This is a genomic window from Pollutimonas thiosulfatoxidans (assembly GCF_004022565.1).
GTDB classification, from domain to species: domain Bacteria; phylum Pseudomonadota; class Gammaproteobacteria; order Burkholderiales; family Burkholderiaceae_B; genus Pusillimonas_D; species Pusillimonas_D thiosulfatoxidans.
In genome coordinates this window covers 1,310,209-1,324,710 of the sequence record NZ_CP022987.1, presented here as the reverse complement: position 1 = coordinate 1,324,710, position 14,502 = coordinate 1,310,209, and the positions used below count along the sequence as shown (strand labels likewise).

Sequence of the window (14,502 nt, the reverse complement as noted above, 5' to 3'; positions counted from 1 at the left end):
TCCATTCGGCGCAGCAGGTAAAATCCCGGGTTGAATCTTTGGATGTTGATCATGACCCTGGAAGTGCTGGACGTAGAATCGCTGGACCTGGAGGCGCGTGGTGTTGCGCGACGGGACGGCAAGGTCGTTTTTATCGACGGCGCCCTGCCTGGCGAGCGCGTTTTGGCACGGATCGTTCGGCAGAAGGCCTCGTACGACACCGCGCGTGTCGAACGCCTGCTGAAGACCTCATCGCAGCGCGTAACACCCCCCTGTCCCTATTTTGGCGTGTGTGGCGGCTGTGCCATGCAGCACCTTGATCCCGCCGCCCAGGTGGCGGTCAAACAACGTGTGCTGGAAGACGCGCTTGCGCATATCGGCAAAGTCCGCCCGAACAGTGTGTTGCCGCCCATGTACGGCCCCAGCTTTGGCTACCGCTATCGCGCCCGGCTGTCGGTGCGCCTGGTCCACAAGAAGGGCGGGGTGCTGGTGGGTTTCCGTGAGCGTCGAGGCAGCTATGTGGCCGACATGCAAACCTGTCTTGTGTTGCCGCCGGCCGTCTCGGCCTTGTTGATGCCGCTGCGGGCCCTGGTCGGTTCGCTGGCGCAGCCTGCTCGAATACCCCAGATAGAGCTGGCAGTGGGTGACCGCAGTACCGCATTGCTGTTGCGCCACATGGAGCCGCTTACGTCGAACGACATCAGCCTGCTGCGTGCGTTCGGCGAACAGCATAATGTGACCTGGTGGCTGCAGCCCAAAGGACCGGAAACCGTGCACCTGCTGGACGCTGCGGACGAAGGCAAGCTGGCTTATACCTTGCCCGAGTTTGGCCTGCGCATGCCTTATCGGCCCACGGACTTTACCCAGGTCAACCACGAGATCAACCGCAGTCTGGTCTCAAAGGCGCTGAGCTTGCTGGATGTGCAATCGTCCGACCGGGTGGCCGACATGTTCTGCGGCCTGGGCAATTTCACCTTGCCCCTGGCCACGCGCGCCGCCAGCGTTGTTGGCATCGAAGGCAGCGCCGCGCTGACTGCGCGCGGGCAAGAGGCAGCCGAGCAGCATGGTCTGCACCACAAGACGCACTTCACCACCCTGAATTTGTTCGAGGTCGATGTGCAATGGTTGCGTGAACTGGGCCATTTTGATCGCATGCTGATCGACCCGCCTCGCGAGGGCGCGGAGGCCCTGGCTCGCGCCTTGTCGCTGCTTGCGCCCGCCGAAAGGCCCAAGCGCATCGTCTATGTATCTTGCAGCCCCGCCACGCTGGCTCGCGATGCAGGCATACTGGTCAACGAGGGCGGGTACACCTTGGTCGGCGCGGGCGTCATCAATATGTTTCCCCATACGGGGCACGTGGAGTCAATCGCTGTCTTCGCCTAGGATACGCTGCGCTTCGATGCGCACGCGCTCGGGCGCGGTGCCGCCGATGTGCTTGCGTGCGGCGACGGAACCTTCAAGTGTGAGCACCTGGTAGATGTCTTCCTTGATGTCGGCATGGAAGCCTTGCAGGTCGGCCAGGGGCAGATCAGCAAGGTCGCAGCCGCGCTGCTCGCATTCGCGCACGGCATGGGCCACGGTTTCGTGGGCATCTCGGAATGGCACGCCTTTCTTGACCAGATAGTCGGCCAGGTCGGTTGCGGTGGCAAAGCCCTGCAGCGCCGCAGCGCGCATGGCATCCGCCTTGACCCGTATGCCACCGACCATGTCCACAAAAATGGTCAGGGTATCGCGTACGGTGTCGGCAGAATCGAACAGGCCTTCCTTGTCTTCCTGGTTGTCTTTGTTGTAGGCCAGGGGCTGGCCTTTCATCAGCGTAAGCAGGGCGACCAGGTTGCCGTTGACCCTGCCGGTCTTGCCACGCGCCAGCTCGGGGACGTCGGGGTTTTTCTTTTGCGGCATGATGGAACTGCCGGTGCAATAGCGGTCGGCCAGGTCGATGAAGCCCACGCGTGGACTCATCCACAGCACCAATTCTTCAGACAGGCGTGACACATGCGTCATGATCAAGGCCGCGGCGGCGCAGAATTCGATCGCGAAATCACGATCGGAAACGGCGTCCAGCGAATTGCGGCAGACTTCATCAAAGCCCAGGCTGCGGGCGACGCGCTCGCGGTCGATGGGGTAGGACGTACCAGCCAGGGCGGCGGCGCCCAGGGGCAGTCGATTTACGCGCTTGCGGCAGTCCGCCAGGCGTTCGGCATCGCGTCCGAACATTTCGGCATAAGCCAGCAGATGATGGCCAAAGGTGACCGGTTGGGCCACTTGCAAGTGGGTGAAGCCGGGCATGATGGTGTCGGCGTGTTCCAGCGCCAGGCCGGCAAGTTTACGGCGCAGCTCGTGCAGCAGTTCGATGGCGATGTCGATTTCGTTGCGCACCCACAGGCGGATGTCAGTGGCAACCTGATCGTTGCGCGACCGGCCGGTGTGCAGCCGCTTTCCGGCATCGCCCACCAGCTCGACCAGACGCTTCTCGATATTGAGGTGGACGTCTTCAAGGTCCAGCGACCACTGGAAGCTGCCGTTGGCAATTTCCTCTTGTATGCGGGCCATGCCTCGTTCGATGGAGGTAAGGTCGGCGGTGGTCAGGATGCCGATCGAGGCCAGCATGTCGGCATGGGCCAGGGACCCCTGGATGTCGACCTGGGCCATGCGCTGATCGAACTCGACTGACGCGGTGTAGCGCTTGACGAGCTCGGAGACGGGTTCGGAGAAACGGGCAGACCAGGCTTGCGCCTTGTTGGCAAACTGGCTTTGGAGATCGGAGTCGGTGTTTTTTGGCATAGTGGCAGGATTATAAGGGACGGCCGGCAAGCTGCAGCCCTACGTTATAGTAGATGCCGCGGAAACAAGGGGTGCCCGTAGTGAAAGAAGAAGACACAATAATTATGCAGTGGCTGCAAGCCAGCTGGATAGGCGAGCAACTGCCGAACGCGCCGTGGGCACAGGTGCTGGCCGGCTTACTGGTCCTTACCGCCCTGGTCTTGATCGCCAGTTGGGTTGCTTCGCGCGTGTTGACCACCATGGCCCGGCGGGCGCTTACCGCCGTCGGCCGCAATGACTGGTCGGTTGCGCTGGCACGCAGGCGGGTATTTCGCAACGCCAGCTATGCCGTGCCACTACTGGTCATCATGTCCAATATCGGCTTGCTACCCATAGACGAGAAGCTTGCCTCGCTGTTGGCGCGGATTTTCCTGTCGGCAGGGATGGTGTTTCTGTTCATGGCCATCAATGGCGCGCTGTCCGCCTGGCAAGACACTTACGCCAACACCACCCGAGCACAAACCCGCTCGATCAAGGGTTACCTGGAACTAGGCAAGATCGTCATCTGGGCCGTCTGCCTGGTCACGGTGATCTCCATTCTTATCGACCGCTCGCCGCTGTTGATGCTGTCCGGCTTGGGAGCGTTGTCGGCTGTTCTGCTGCTGGTGTTCAAGGACACCTTGCTGTCCTTGGTGGCCAGCACGCAGATGACATCCAACGACATGCTGCGTATAGGCGACTGGATAGAGATGCCGCAGGCGAACGCCGATGGCTTCGTTATTGATATGGCGCTGCACACAGTCAAGGTGCAAAACTGGGACAAGACCGTAACCACGGTCCCGACCTACAAGCTCTTTTCGGAAAGCTACCGTAACTGGCGTTATATGTTCGAGTCGGGCGGCAGGCGCATCAAGCGCACCATGCGCATCGATGCCAGCACCGTCCGTTTTCTGCAAGAGGCCGAGATCCAGGATCTGGGCCGTTTTGCATTGCTTCAGGAGTACCTGGCGGGCAAGCAACGCGAACTTGAAGAGAGCAATCGTGCGCTAGGGCCGCTGGCGACCCTGGAGGGAAATCGCCGGCGACTGACGAACCTGGGTACCTTCCGGGCGTATGCGCTGGCCTACTTGAAGCAGCAGACGGAGCTCAGGCAAGACATGCTGATGATCGTACGCACGATGGAGCCCGAATCGCAGGGTATTCCCGTCGAGGTCTACTGCTTTGCCAATAACACGGCGTGGGTCGAATATGAGCGCATACAGGGCAATATCTTCGATCATCTGCTGGCCATATTGCCCGAGCTGTCGCTGCGTCTGTATCAGGCGCCCTCGGGGGCGGATTTCTCTCGCGCCTGGCTGCCCGAACCGCCCATGCCCACTGCGCAGCCGCTACGCGGTGAACAGCCGGAGTAGGCAGGCCCGCGCCCACACGGCCCATGACGGGCGTGCGATAATTTCGCTTTCTGCTGGGGAGAAGCAATGAAACAAGTTGCGGCAATTATCAAGCCGTTCAAGCTCGACGAGGTGCGCGAAGCACTGGCCGACATCGGCGTCAGCGGCCTGACAGTCACCGAGGTCAAGGGTTTTGGCCGTCAGAAGGGCCACACCGAGCTGTATCGCGGGGCAGAATACGTTGTCGATTTCCTACCCAAGATTCGGGTCGAAGTCGTGCTGCCAGCCGCCATGGTCGATGCAGCCATAGACGCCATCATCAAGGCCGCCTTCACCGGCAAGATAGGCGACGGAAAAATATTTGTCACGGCGGTCGAGCAAGCGGTGCGCATCCGTACCGGCGAGAGCGGCATCGATGCCCTGTAGCGCCTCGCGCCGGCGGCATCGATGGCACTAAGGGCCACGATATTCAAGCTCGAGCTGCATGTGGCAGACATGGACCGTGGCTACTATGGCAGCCATGTTCTTACTTTGGCCCGTCATCCCTCCGAAACCGACGAGCGCATGATGCTGCGCGTGCTGGCCTTTGCGCTCTATGCCGATGAGGGGCTGGTCTTTACGCGCGGCCTAAGCACCACGGACGAGCCCGCGCTGTGGCAAAAGGACCTGACCGGCGCCGTGCAGAACTGGATAGAACTGGGCCATCCCGACGAGCGTCGCCTGCTGCAGGCGGGCGGCAAATCGGACAAGGTGGTGGCCTTCTGCTATGGCGGCCATGCCAGCCAGGTGTGGTGGCAAGGAGTGCAGGAAGGGGTGGCCCGGCTGCGCGACCTGACGGTACTGGCGGTCAGTCCGACGGCACTGCAGGCCCTGGCCAGCTTTGCCGAAAGAAATATGGATCTGCACGTTACCATCCAGGAAGGAACCGCGCTGATTGCTTCCGCGAAAGATAGCTTGGCCATAGAGATCGCGCGCTGGCGCTAGGGCATCGAACCCGATTGCGCCGCCGCCAGCGACCAGAAGGCGGGCAGAAAGCACTCCGCTACCAGCAAGGGCTCGCCGACACGCTGAAATACCGAGCAGCGGGCGAGCAGGGCCTGCGGGGTGGGGCATGCTTCTGCCAAAATGTGCTGCGCCGATCGATACAAGGGTTGCTGCGCATTCAAGCGGCAGGCTGCAAAGCCGGATCGCGTGATTTGGGGGTTGTGATACAGCATGTCGGCCAAGGGGCGTGTGCGCAAACGCCGCATGCCCTGCCAGAGGCCATGCGAGGCCTGCAAGGGTGTGAAGCTGCGTGCGAAAACACTGTTCACGCCGTCGATGGACATGATGATTTCACGTACCCAGATCGCCTGGCGCGGTGGCCGTTGCAGCATCCATGCCTCGGCCGGGTGCAGGCCGTCAGCGTGTTCGCGTATCACCCGTAGCTGCACCTTGCCCAGTTTGCGCAGGCCCGCTGTGAGGGCGCCGGGGCGAAAAAGCCAGTATTTTTGTTGATGGCTGAACGAGGGGGACGGCGCCGCCAGCCAGTTGCTGTGATCGGGTGGATTCAATTGCATAAATCATATTATCGCTAAAGTCATAAAATACCGTCTATGGAAAAAATTCGAATTTCAAAACTGATGGCCGAACGCGGATTGTGTTCGCGTCGCGAAGCCGACGCTTACATCGAACGGGGCTGGGTGCGTGTAGACGGCCAGGTGGTGTCCGAGCTGGGCAGCAAGGCCTGGCCTGGTCAGGACATCACCCTGGACAAGATGGCGCAGCGCCGTCAGACCTCGCGCGTCACCATCCTGCTGAACAAGCCGGTTGGTTACGTGTCGGGTCAGGCCGAGCAAGGCTATAGGCCGGCTGTGTCGCTGATTACCGCCGCCTCGCAGTACAAGGCCGATAAATCCACACAACGCTTCGAGCCAAGCCATCTGCGGGGGCTGGCGCCGGCGGGTCGTCTGGATATCGATTCCCAGGGACTGCTCATCCTGACGCAGGACGGCCGTATTGCGCGCCAGCTGATCGCCGAAGACTCCGACATCGAGAAAGAATATCTCGTCCGGGTTACCGGCAAGCTGGGTGCCAACGGACTGGCCAAGCTAAACCACGGCCTGTCGCTGGACGGCAAACAATTGCGCCCGGCCCAGGTCAGCTGGCAAAACGAAGACCAATTGCGCTTCATTCTGCAAGAAGGCAAGAAGCGCCAGATCCGGCGCATGTGCGAACAAGTGGGCCTGAAAGTGGTGGGCCTGAAGCGCGTGCGCATGGGCTTGATCGTGCTGGGCGACCTGCCTCCGGGCAAATGGCGCTATCTGAAGGACGCCGAGCGCTTTCTGTAAGGCTGGCGCCCTGGGCCTTGTGCGGCCGGGGCGCTTTACTTGCCGTGTTGCTTCAGGCTGAAGTCGGCGCGATCATCCTGCTTGAGCTTGTCGCGCAGCCAAGGCATGGCGCGCGCCAGTTCGGCGTGCAAAGTCCAGGGTGGATTGATCACAAACATGCCGCTGCCGTGCAGGCCGAATCCGTCGCCTGTGGGCTTGCGCACGGTTAGCGAGGCGTTCACCCAGGGGTTTTGCAGGCGCTCCAGCGAGCGCACCAGTTCTTGCGCCTCGCGCCGCTGGACCAACGGATACCAAACGACAAATGTGCCGGTCACAAAGCGCCTCAGGCCCTCATTGACGGCGGCCAGCGTGCGGCGGTAGTCGTGCTTGTCTTCGTAAGAAGGGTCGATGATGGTGATGGCCCGGCGTGGGGTCGGCGGCAATTGGCTTTTCAGGCCGTCGAAGCCGTCCGCTTCGTAGACGGTGGTCTGGCGTTGTGCCAGCCGACCCTGGCGTTCGATGTTCTCGCGCAGTATTGCCGCTTCGGATGGGTGCATCTCGAACAAGCGAAGTTTGTCTTGCGCTCGCAAGGCGTGTAGCGCCAGCCAGGGCGATCCAGGATAGAAATTGGCAAGGTTATCCGGGTTGAAATGCTGAACCTCCTCCAGGTAGCGTTCGACCAGAGGCGGCATGCCGGGCGCACCCAGTACCCGATCCAGGCCGTCGGCGAACTCGCCATTCTGCAACGCCCACTCACTGCGCAGATCGTAAATGCCGGCACCCGCATGCGTGTCGATAACCCAATAGGGGTTTTCTTTCTTGTTGAAGTGATCCAGGATCTGAACCAGGACGGCGTGCTTGAGGACGTCGGCGTGATTGCCGGCGTGAAAGGCGTGTCGATAGCTGAACAAGCAATAATCCTTGGATGGCGGAAGTCAGGAAAAAAACATGGGCGACACGGCGTGAATCTCGTCGGTCACAATGGCGTGGCAGCCCCAGTTTAGCAACTCGCGCGCGCGCGATGGGTCGTTTACCGTCCAGACGGCCACGCTATAACCGGCCTCCAGCATGGCATCGACCATGGGCTTGGTGGTGTAGCGGTGGTTCAGGTTCAGGCCCATGCATTGGAGGTCGGCAGCACGTTCGCGCCAATCGGCGGGGATATCTTTCGCAATAAGCAAGGCCCGCGGCAATTCGGGCGCCGCCATCATGGCGGCTCGCAGCGCAGCTTCGGAAAAAGACGACAGCAGCGGCGGCGTGGCCGCCGAGGCCCACAGCGCCTTGGCCAGCAAAGCGACTTGCTCGCCGGTGGCGTCTTCCTGGCCTGTCGTGGGTTTGATCTCTATATTGCTGCAAATGTCATTGGCCAAGGTATAGGCGGCGATGCTGTGCAAGGTGGCGATGGGTTCGCCGGCATAGGGCGCCGAATGCCAGGCTCCGAAGTCCAGCCATGCCAGCTCGGCCAGTGACAAGTCTGCCGCGCGGCCTCGTCCGTTGGCCGTACGGTCCACCGTGTCGTCGTGCAGCAGCACCGCCACGCCGTCGCGCGTCAGCTTGACGTCGTACTCCATCATGCGAAATCCCTGTGCCGCGCCCAGTCGTACGGCGGCCAGGGTGTTTTCGGGCGCGTAGAGGCCAGCGCCACGGTGGGCGATCAGCGAGGGGTAGGGCCAGCGGCCTGCAGTGCTTGACATGAAAAAATCCGAAGAAAATCAGGAGGAAAGCTGGCGTTCATTTTATAGCCAAGCCATGACCTTACCCTACTGCCCAGAGCGGCTGTGGTGGTAAACTGCATAAAATTTTTTCGACGTAACCGTCGCCTCAGCCGGTACCGGGCTGCGCGTCATTGGGTGATTAATGTTCGATTTCATACGTACGCATCAACGTTTGATGCAATTTTTATTGCTGGTTCTGATATTGCCATCGTTCGCGCTGATCGGCGTCAGCGGCTATAGCAATTACGTTTCCGGTGACCACGAGATCGTAAAGATCGGCGACTCGGCCATTACGCAGCTTGAGTTCGATCAGGCGCGTCGCAATCAGTTGCAACAGATGCAGCAAAACAGCCAGGGCGGCTTCGATCCCGCCATATTGGATAATCCGCAGGCCCGCACGGCCTTGCTCGATTCCCTGATCGACCGCCGAGTCATCATAGACACCGCAACGCGGCAGCGCTTCAGCGTGTCGGACACCGTGTTGCGCCAACGTATCGCATCCATGCCGCAATTGCAGGTCAATGGTCATTTTTCGCCGGAGCGCTATAACGAAGTGCTGGCATCGGCCGGCCTGAGTACGCGCGAGTTCGAGCAAAGCCAGCGCGCCGAGCTGGCGCTGGATCGTGTGTTGGGCCCCATCGCCACGACGGCCAGCGTTCCGGCCACGGTGATCAACGAGCTCGAGCAGGCGCTTACCGCACAGCGCACTGTCCGCTTGCTGGCCTTTCCGACCACCGACTATCTGGATGATGTCACCATCACCGACGCCGACATCAAGGCTTGGTACGAGGCAAATCAGCAAAGCCTGCAACTGCCGGAACAGATCAGTGTGCAGTATCTGCTGCTTAACGAAGCAGTGGCCATGGCCAATGTGGTCCAGCCCTCTGAAGAAGACCTTAGAAAATACTACGAGCAGAACAAAGCGCGCTATGTGCAGCCTGCCCGTGTAAACGTCAGCCATATCCAGGTCAATGTGCCGGTGGGCGCTACTGAACAGCAGCGCGAAGAAGCCGCCAAGAAGGCCCAGGCCCTGGCAGCGAAGGCCAAGGCCGAGCCAACGGCTTTCGCACAGCTTGCCAGCGCCGAATCCGAAGATGCGGGTACGGCCAAGGACGGCGGCAAGCTGGGCTGGATAACCAAGGGTTCCTGGCCCGCTACGCTGGAAGCTGCGGTCTTCGCGCTGTCTGAAGGCGAGGTCTCCGACGCTATCGACGGACCGGGCGGTTTCCATATATTCCAGGTCAACGAGATTCAGGCAGAGCAGGGCGAATCCTTCGAAGAAGCACGCGCCAAGGTCGAAAGCGAGGTCCGTCGTCAATTGGGCGCCGACCGCTACGCCGACATGGCCAGCCAGCTTACGGGCCTGGTCTACGACAATCCCACCAGTCTGCAGCCCGCCGCCGATGCGCTGGGCCTGCAGCTGCGCTCCGCAGCCGGCGTTGCGCGTGATCGTTTGCTGTCGTCAGACGAGGTCCCCGCCAATGCGGCTTCGGCCAGTGAAGACGCTGCCGTGCTGGACGACGTCCGTGTGCGACGCGCCTTGTTCGCGCCACAGGTATTCAACGAGAAGCAAAATACCGGTGTGATCGAGATCTCGCCTGACACCATCGTGGTCGCGCGCGTCGACACCATTACGCCCGCTCATGTGCCCGAACTGGCGCGGGTCGAGCCCCATATCCGCGAGGTCCTGACCGCTCAGCGCGCCCTCGAGGCGGCAGAGAAAGCGGGACAGGAAATGCTCGCCACGCTGAAAGCCGATCCGGCCAACGTCCCTGAAGAATTCGGCTCGGCGCTGACGATCAGCCGCATCGATCCGCAAGGCATCGCCAAAGCGGTGTCGGATGCGGCATTCGACGTGCCTACCGATGCCTTGCCGCAGTACGCCGGCATAGAAGGCCCGCGCGGCTATGTCCTGATTCGTGTCGAAGGCGCCGAAGCAGGCGGCGGCGACAACCCCATGCTCGCTAGCCTGGGCGCTGAGCTGAACCAGGCCTGGGGCAGGGCGGAAGAATCAGCCGTGCTGGATGCCATGCGCGAGCAGGCCAAGGTGCAATTGCTGCCCGAAGCGCAGGATGCACTTTCGGGTGCAGCCGACGAAAGTTAAACGGCTACAGTAGCGGGGCCAGGTGCTGCCATACATTCTTTGCAAGCAGCGCCTGGGCATCTTCATTGGGATGGATGCCGTCCGACAGGAACATGGCGGGGTCGGTGGCCATGCCCTCAAGCAGAAACGGCACGAGCGCCACACCCGTGCGCTGAGCCAGGGCCACGTACATGTCTCGAAAGCGGTCGGCGTACTGCTTGCCATAGTTGGGCGGGATCTGCATGCCGACCAGCAAGACCTTTGCTCCGCCTTGCTGCGACAGCGTAATCATCGTTTCAAGGTTTTGTTCTGTCATGTCCAGAGATAGACCCCGCAAGGCATCGTTGCTGCCCAATTCGATGATCACGATGGCCGGCATATGCGTTTGCAAGGCAACCGGTAGCCGTGCGAGACCGCCGCTGGTCGTGTCCCCACTGATGCTGGCATTGCGTATCTGGTAATCTTGGTGGTCCGACTTCAGGCGCTGTGCCGTCAGGGCGACCCAGCCGGACCCGCGCGCTATCCCGTATTCTGCCGACAGGCTATCACCAACAACCAGTATCGTATGCCCAGCATTGTTCTTCGCGTCGGCCGAGGCAGCCCATGCTGTTCCCAGCGACACCCAGCACAAAACCGCCATAATAAGAGAACGCCAGTGTATGCGCATGAATAATACCCAATCGATTGAGGTTAGAGAGCTTTGCCAGAGGGCGGTCGACTCCTCCGGTGTTCTGACCATTTTAGACAATGTCAGTTTCACGGTTGCTACAGGCCAGGCCGTCGCCATCACCGGCAGTTCCGGTTCCGGCAAATCGACACTGCTGGGGCTGATGGCCGGCCTGGATGTGCCCAGTTCGGGCAGTGTGCATCTATTCGGGCACGACTTGTTCTCGTTGGACGAAGAGGCCAGGGCGGCTATCCGCTCCGCCCATGTTGGTTTCGTATTTCAGTCCTTCCAACTGCTGCCCAACCTGACGGCGCTCGAGAACGTCATGCTGCCACTGGAGTTATCGGGACGACAGGCCCGGGATCTTGCCACCGACATGTTGGTTCGGGTGGGCCTGCAGGACCGTCTGCACCACTACCCCAAGACGCTGTCGGGCGGCGAGCAGCAACGCGTCTCGCTGGCACGTGCCTTCGTGGTTCGCCCCAGTGTGTTGTTTGCCGACGAGCCCACCGGCAGTCTGGACACGGGCAACGGCCAAAAGATCATAGAGCTGATGTTCGAACTGCATCGCGAGCATCAAACGACGCTGGTGCTGGTCACCCACGACCCGCAACTGGCGGCCCTGTGCCAGCACGAGATTCGCCTGCAGGCAGGGCGCGCAATGTAAATGGGGCCAGATCTTGCGAGACCTGACCCCATCGTTGATGATCCCATCCGTTTACATCTTCATATTGCTTGGCAGCCAGGTGGCGATCTCGGGTGCCATATAGATGATCATGACGCCCGCGATCATCAGCAGGAACATCGGCAACGACACCTTGGCCAGATAAGGGAGTTCTTTCCGGGTCATGCCCGCCAACACGAAAAGATTGAAGCCAATGGGCGGGGTGATTTGCGCCATCTCGATGACGAACACCAGGAAAATGCCAAACCAGATCAAGTCGATGCCGGCCGCTTCGACGGTGGGCAACAGCACCCCCATGGTCAGCACGACGATGGAGATCCCGTCCAGGAAGCAGCCCAGGATGACGAAGAAAACCATCAGCGCCAGGATGAGCGAAAGCTGTGACAGCTCCATGGACACTATCCATTCGGCCAGTGCGCGGGGCAAACCGATATAGCCCATGGATAAGGTCAGGAACTGCGCGCCAGCCAGAATCAGGGCAATCATGCAATAGAGCCGCGTTGCTCCCATCAGCGATTCTTTGAAGACCGCCCAGCTAAGAGATCCTTGCATCACGGACAGGATCAGCGCACCGATAACGCCCACTGCGGCGGCCTCTGTAGCGGTAGCAAAGCCGGTATAGATGGTTCCCAGCACCACGGCGATCAGCACCACGACGGGGATCAAGTGGCGCGATTGATGGATCTTCTGGGCGAAGCTCATGCGATCGTCCGCCTTGGGGACCTGATGAGGATTCATCATTGCCCAAATCGCGATATAACCCATGAACAAACCGGCCAGCAACATGCCCGGAAAAATTCCGGCGATGAACAGCTTCGAGATGGATACGTTGGCGGCCACCCCGTACACGATCATGATGATGGACGGCGGAATCAGCAGGCCCAGGGTGCCTGCGCCGGCCAGCGTGCCGATGATTTTGTCTTCCGGATAGCCGCGACGCGTTAATTCAGGAATGGTCATCTTGCCTATGGTCGCGCAGGTCGCCGCAGACGACCCCGACACGGCGGCAAAGATGGCGCAGCCCACCACGTTGGTGTGCAGTAAGCGGCCCGGAAGCCAGTTAAGCCACGGAGCAAGTCCCCGGAACAGATCCTGCGACAGCCGCGATCGAAATAGAATCTCCCCCATCCATAGGAACAAGGGCAGCGCGGTAAGCGTCCAACTGGACGAGGCGCCCCATATGGTGATGGCCATGGCGTCGCCGGCTGGGCGGCTGGAAAACAGCTCCATGCCCAGCCATGCCGTACCGGCCAGCGTCAGGCCCACCCATACCCCCGACGCCAGGAAACCGAAAATTGAAACGATCAACAGCGTGATAACCAGTGCTTCATTCATAGCGTGCTTCTTCGCCGTGTCCGGCTTCTGGTATCCCTTTGATGCGTCGTATCGTTTCGTCCACCACCGCGATAAAGAAAATAACCGTACCCACCGCCATGGCAATTTGCGGTATCCACAACGGCGTGGCGTCGTTGCCGGTGGAAACGTCGTTGTAAGTGTAAGAGTCCATTGCCAGTTTTATGCTGAACCAGCACAACGTAGCCGTGATCAGGCAGCCCACCAGCAAGGCGAAGATGTCCAGCCGCATGCGGCCCTTGTCGGGCAGGGCGGCAAGCACCAGGCTGACGCGTATGTGTTCGCTGCTCTTGAAGGTGTGCGCCAGCGCCAGGAAGCCGGCCGCAGCCATGGAGTAACCCGCATAGGCGTCCAGACCGCCGATATGCACGCCCAACTGACGCGTGACGATAGACATCGTTACCGCTATCAGCACACCTACAGTGAAAACGGCGGCCAGGCCGCCGGATACCAAATACAGCTTATCAAGAAATCGCCGCATGCTTACTTGGCGGCTCGGTAAGCGTCAATGACTTGCTTACCGTCGGATCCCGAACGCTCTATCCATTCGGTCAGCATGGTGTCGCCCACCTTGTCCAGACCGCTCATGAGCTCGGCGCTGGGCTTGACGATTTCCATACCGTTCTTGGCCAGGTTGTCCAGATACCACTGAGTCTTTTCTTCGGACAGCGCCCAGCCGCGTTTCTCAGCATCCGCGCCGGCCTGCAACACCGCTTTCTTGCTTTTCTCGTCCAGGCTGTCAAAAGCCTTCTTGTTCATGATGACGGCGTTCTTGGGCAGCCAGGCCTGCGTATCGTAGAACTTCTTGATGTACTCGTAGGTCTTGGTGTCCCAACCCGTGGAGCCCGAGGTCATGAAAGCATCGACGACGCCGGTGGCCATGGCTTGTGCCAGTTCGGATTGCTGGATGGTAACGGGCTGTGCGCCGACCAGTTCAGCGATGCGGGCGGTAACCGGGCTATAGGCGCGCCATTTGACGCCCTTGAGGTCGTCGACTGTCTTGATGTCCTTGTTGGCAAAAATACCTTGAGGCGGCCAGGCAACGGTATACAGCAGCGTCATGCCTTGCGCTTCGAGTTTCTTGTTCAGCAGCTCTTTCTGGGCTTGATAAAGCTTCCAGGAGGCCTCGTAGCCGGTTGCCAGGAAGGGCAGGCCATCCAGCGCATAGATCGGGTCTTCATTGGCATAGTTGGTCAACAGGATTTCGCCGATTTGCGCCTGATTACCCTGGACGGCGCGTTTGATCTCGGGCGCCTTGTACAGCGAGGCATTGCTGTGCAGGGTAATGTCGAGCTCGCCACCCGACAGCGTCTTGACGTCCTTGACGAACTGTTCAAGCGTTTGGGTGTGCAGGTTGGAGGCCGGATAGGCGCTGGGAAGATCCCACTTGGTAACGGCGTGTGCGTTCACGGCAAAGGCTGCGGCGCTTATCGCGGCAAGCAAGGCTGGCGTCTTTTTCATCGGAGACATCCCTTTTAATCGATGGGGCCAGGTCTTGCCAGACCCCATCCTTGGTAGGTGGGTGGTGTTGAGCGGCTAGATTGTAGTGTGCGAATG

General features: G+C 60.4%; 15 protein-coding genes. 7 read left to right on the top strand and 8 right to left on the bottom strand.

The window, feature by feature from the left end:
* Positions 1-51 precede the first annotated feature (51 nt).
* Positions 52-1,362, top strand: a complete 1,311-nt coding sequence (gene rlmD, locus CKA81_RS06385) for a 23S rRNA (uracil(1939)-C(5))-methyltransferase RlmD (protein ID WP_128356631.1) — start codon at positions 52-54, stop codon at positions 1,360-1,362.
* Here rlmD and argH read toward each other — a convergent pair.
* Positions 1,342-2,763, bottom strand: a complete 1,422-nt coding sequence (gene argH, locus CKA81_RS06380; RefSeq protein ID WP_128354551.1) for an argininosuccinate lyase — start codon at positions 2,761-2,763, stop codon at positions 1,342-1,344. The two genes, rlmD and argH, sit on opposite strands and share 21 nt — an antisense overlap.
* Positions 2,764-2,867: 104 nt before the next feature.
* Between argH and CKA81_RS06375 the strand changes: the two genes are divergently transcribed.
* The 3 genes from CKA81_RS06375 (at position 2,868) to CKA81_RS06365 (ending at position 5,117) form a co-directional block, all read left to right on the top strand.
* Positions 2,868-4,154, top strand: coding sequence for a mechanosensitive ion channel family protein (locus CKA81_RS06375; protein WP_128356629.1), 1,287 nt, complete (start codon positions 2,868-2,870; stop codon positions 4,152-4,154).
* 66 nt (positions 4,155-4,220) lie between these two features.
* A complete protein-coding gene (locus tag CKA81_RS06370) occupies positions 4,221-4,559 on the top strand; it encodes a P-II family nitrogen regulator (protein WP_128354550.1) in 339 nt (112 codons plus the stop codon).
* Between the two features lie 21 nt (positions 4,560-4,580).
* On the top strand, positions 4,581-5,117 hold the full coding sequence (locus CKA81_RS06365) for a YaeQ family protein (RefSeq protein ID WP_128354549.1): 537 nt from the start codon (positions 4,581-4,583) through the stop codon (positions 5,115-5,117).
* Here the strand turns inward: CKA81_RS06365 and CKA81_RS06360 are convergent.
* Complete coding sequence (locus CKA81_RS06360; protein ID WP_128354548.1) at positions 5,114-5,692, bottom strand: chorismate--pyruvate lyase family protein; 579 nt, start codon at positions 5,690-5,692, stop codon at positions 5,114-5,116. The two genes, CKA81_RS06365 and CKA81_RS06360, sit on opposite strands and share 4 nt — an antisense overlap.
* 36 nt (positions 5,693-5,728) lie before the next feature.
* Between CKA81_RS06360 and CKA81_RS06355 the strand changes: the two genes are divergently transcribed.
* Entirely contained in the window at positions 5,729-6,463 is a 735-nt protein-coding gene (locus CKA81_RS06355) for a pseudouridine synthase (protein WP_128354547.1), read from the top strand.
* Positions 6,464-6,498: 35 nt separating this feature from the next.
* Here the strand turns inward: CKA81_RS06355 and CKA81_RS06350 are convergent, their stop codons facing one another.
* Positions 6,499-7,353, bottom strand: coding sequence for a 23S rRNA (adenine(2030)-N(6))-methyltransferase RlmJ (locus tag CKA81_RS06350; RefSeq protein WP_128354546.1), 855 nt, complete (start codon positions 7,351-7,353; stop codon positions 6,499-6,501).
* 24 nt (positions 7,354-7,377) lie between these two features.
* The gene (ugpQ, locus tag CKA81_RS06345) at positions 7,378-8,136 is read right to left on the bottom strand and encodes a glycerophosphodiester phosphodiesterase (RefSeq protein ID WP_128354545.1); all 759 of its coding nucleotides are present in this window, start codon (positions 8,134-8,136) and stop codon (positions 7,378-7,380) included.
* Positions 8,137-8,299: 163 nt separating this feature from the next.
* Here ugpQ and CKA81_RS06340 point away from each other — a divergent pair, with 163 nt between their 5' ends.
* The gene (locus CKA81_RS06340; protein WP_128354544.1) at positions 8,300-10,261 is read left to right on the top strand and encodes a SurA N-terminal domain-containing protein; all 1,962 of its coding nucleotides are present in this window, start codon (positions 8,300-8,302) and stop codon (positions 10,259-10,261) included.
* A 4-nt stretch (positions 10,262-10,265) separates the two neighbouring features.
* Here the strand turns inward: CKA81_RS06340 and CKA81_RS06335 are convergent, their stop codons facing one another.
* Entirely contained in the window at positions 10,266-10,907 is a 642-nt protein-coding gene (locus CKA81_RS06335) for an arylesterase (protein WP_128354543.1), read from the bottom strand.
* Between CKA81_RS06335 and CKA81_RS06330 the strand changes: the two genes are divergently transcribed.
* Positions 10,906-11,574, top strand: coding sequence for an ABC transporter ATP-binding protein (locus CKA81_RS06330; RefSeq protein ID WP_128354542.1), 669 nt, complete (start codon positions 10,906-10,908; stop codon positions 11,572-11,574). The genes CKA81_RS06335 and CKA81_RS06330 overlap by 2 nt on opposite strands.
* Before the next feature lie 51 nt (positions 11,575-11,625).
* Here CKA81_RS06330 and CKA81_RS06325 read toward each other — a convergent pair whose 3' ends face one another.
* The 3 genes from CKA81_RS06325 to CKA81_RS06315 are packed head-to-tail and all read right to left on the bottom strand — an operon-like array spanning position 11,626 to position 14,406.
* Positions 11,626-12,927, bottom strand: a complete 1,302-nt coding sequence (locus tag CKA81_RS06325) for a TRAP transporter large permease (RefSeq protein WP_128354541.1) — start codon at positions 12,925-12,927, stop codon at positions 11,626-11,628.
* Complete coding sequence (locus tag CKA81_RS06320) at positions 12,920-13,426, bottom strand: TRAP transporter small permease (RefSeq protein WP_128354540.1); 507 nt, start codon at positions 13,424-13,426, stop codon at positions 12,920-12,922. The genes CKA81_RS06325 and CKA81_RS06320 overlap by 8 nt, the downstream gene beginning before the upstream one ends.
* A 2-nt stretch (positions 13,427-13,428) precedes the next feature.
* On the bottom strand, positions 13,429-14,406 hold the full coding sequence (locus tag CKA81_RS06315) for a TRAP transporter substrate-binding protein (protein ID WP_128354539.1): 978 nt from the start codon (positions 14,404-14,406) through the stop codon (positions 13,429-13,431).
* Positions 14,407-14,502 lie beyond the last annotated feature (96 nt).

Bases quoted from the DNA above. Each gene is read 5' to 3' on its own strand.
- rlmD (WP_128356631.1), top strand. From the start codon at position 52: ATGACCCTGGAAGTGCTGGACGTAGAATCGCTGGACCTGGAGGCGCGT.
- argH (WP_128354551.1), bottom strand. From the start codon at position 2,763: ATGCCAAAAAACACCGACTCCGATCTCCAAAGCCAGTTTGCCAACAAG.
- CKA81_RS06375 (WP_128356629.1), top strand. From the start codon at position 2,868: ATGCAGTGGCTGCAAGCCAGCTGGATAGGCGAGCAACTGCCGAACGCG.
- CKA81_RS06370 (WP_128354550.1), top strand. From the start codon at position 4,221: ATGAAACAAGTTGCGGCAATTATCAAGCCGTTCAAGCTCGACGAGGTG.
- CKA81_RS06365 (WP_128354549.1), top strand. From the start codon at position 4,581: ATGGCACTAAGGGCCACGATATTCAAGCTCGAGCTGCATGTGGCAGAC.
- CKA81_RS06360 (WP_128354548.1), bottom strand. From the start codon at position 5,692: ATGCAATTGAATCCACCCGATCACAGCAACTGGCTGGCGGCGCCGTCC.
- CKA81_RS06355 (WP_128354547.1), top strand. From the start codon at position 5,729: ATGGAAAAAATTCGAATTTCAAAACTGATGGCCGAACGCGGATTGTGT.
- ugpQ (WP_128354545.1), bottom strand. From the start codon at position 8,136: ATGTCAAGCACTGCAGGCCGCTGGCCCTACCCCTCGCTGATCGCCCAC.
- CKA81_RS06340 (WP_128354544.1), top strand. From the start codon at position 8,300: ATGTTCGATTTCATACGTACGCATCAACGTTTGATGCAATTTTTATTG.
- CKA81_RS06330 (WP_128354542.1), top strand. From the start codon at position 10,906: ATGAATAATACCCAATCGATTGAGGTTAGAGAGCTTTGCCAGAGGGCG.
- CKA81_RS06335 (WP_128354543.1), bottom strand. From the start codon at position 10,907: ATGCGCATACACTGGCGTTCTCTTATTATGGCGGTTTTGTGCTGGGTG.
- CKA81_RS06325 (WP_128354541.1), bottom strand. From the start codon at position 12,927: ATGAATGAAGCACTGGTTATCACGCTGTTGATCGTTTCAATTTTCGGT.
- CKA81_RS06320 (WP_128354540.1), bottom strand. From the start codon at position 13,426: ATGCGGCGATTTCTTGATAAGCTGTATTTGGTATCCGGCGGCCTGGCC.
- CKA81_RS06315 (WP_128354539.1), bottom strand. From the start codon at position 14,406: ATGAAAAAGACGCCAGCCTTGCTTGCCGCGATAAGCGCCGCAGCCTTT.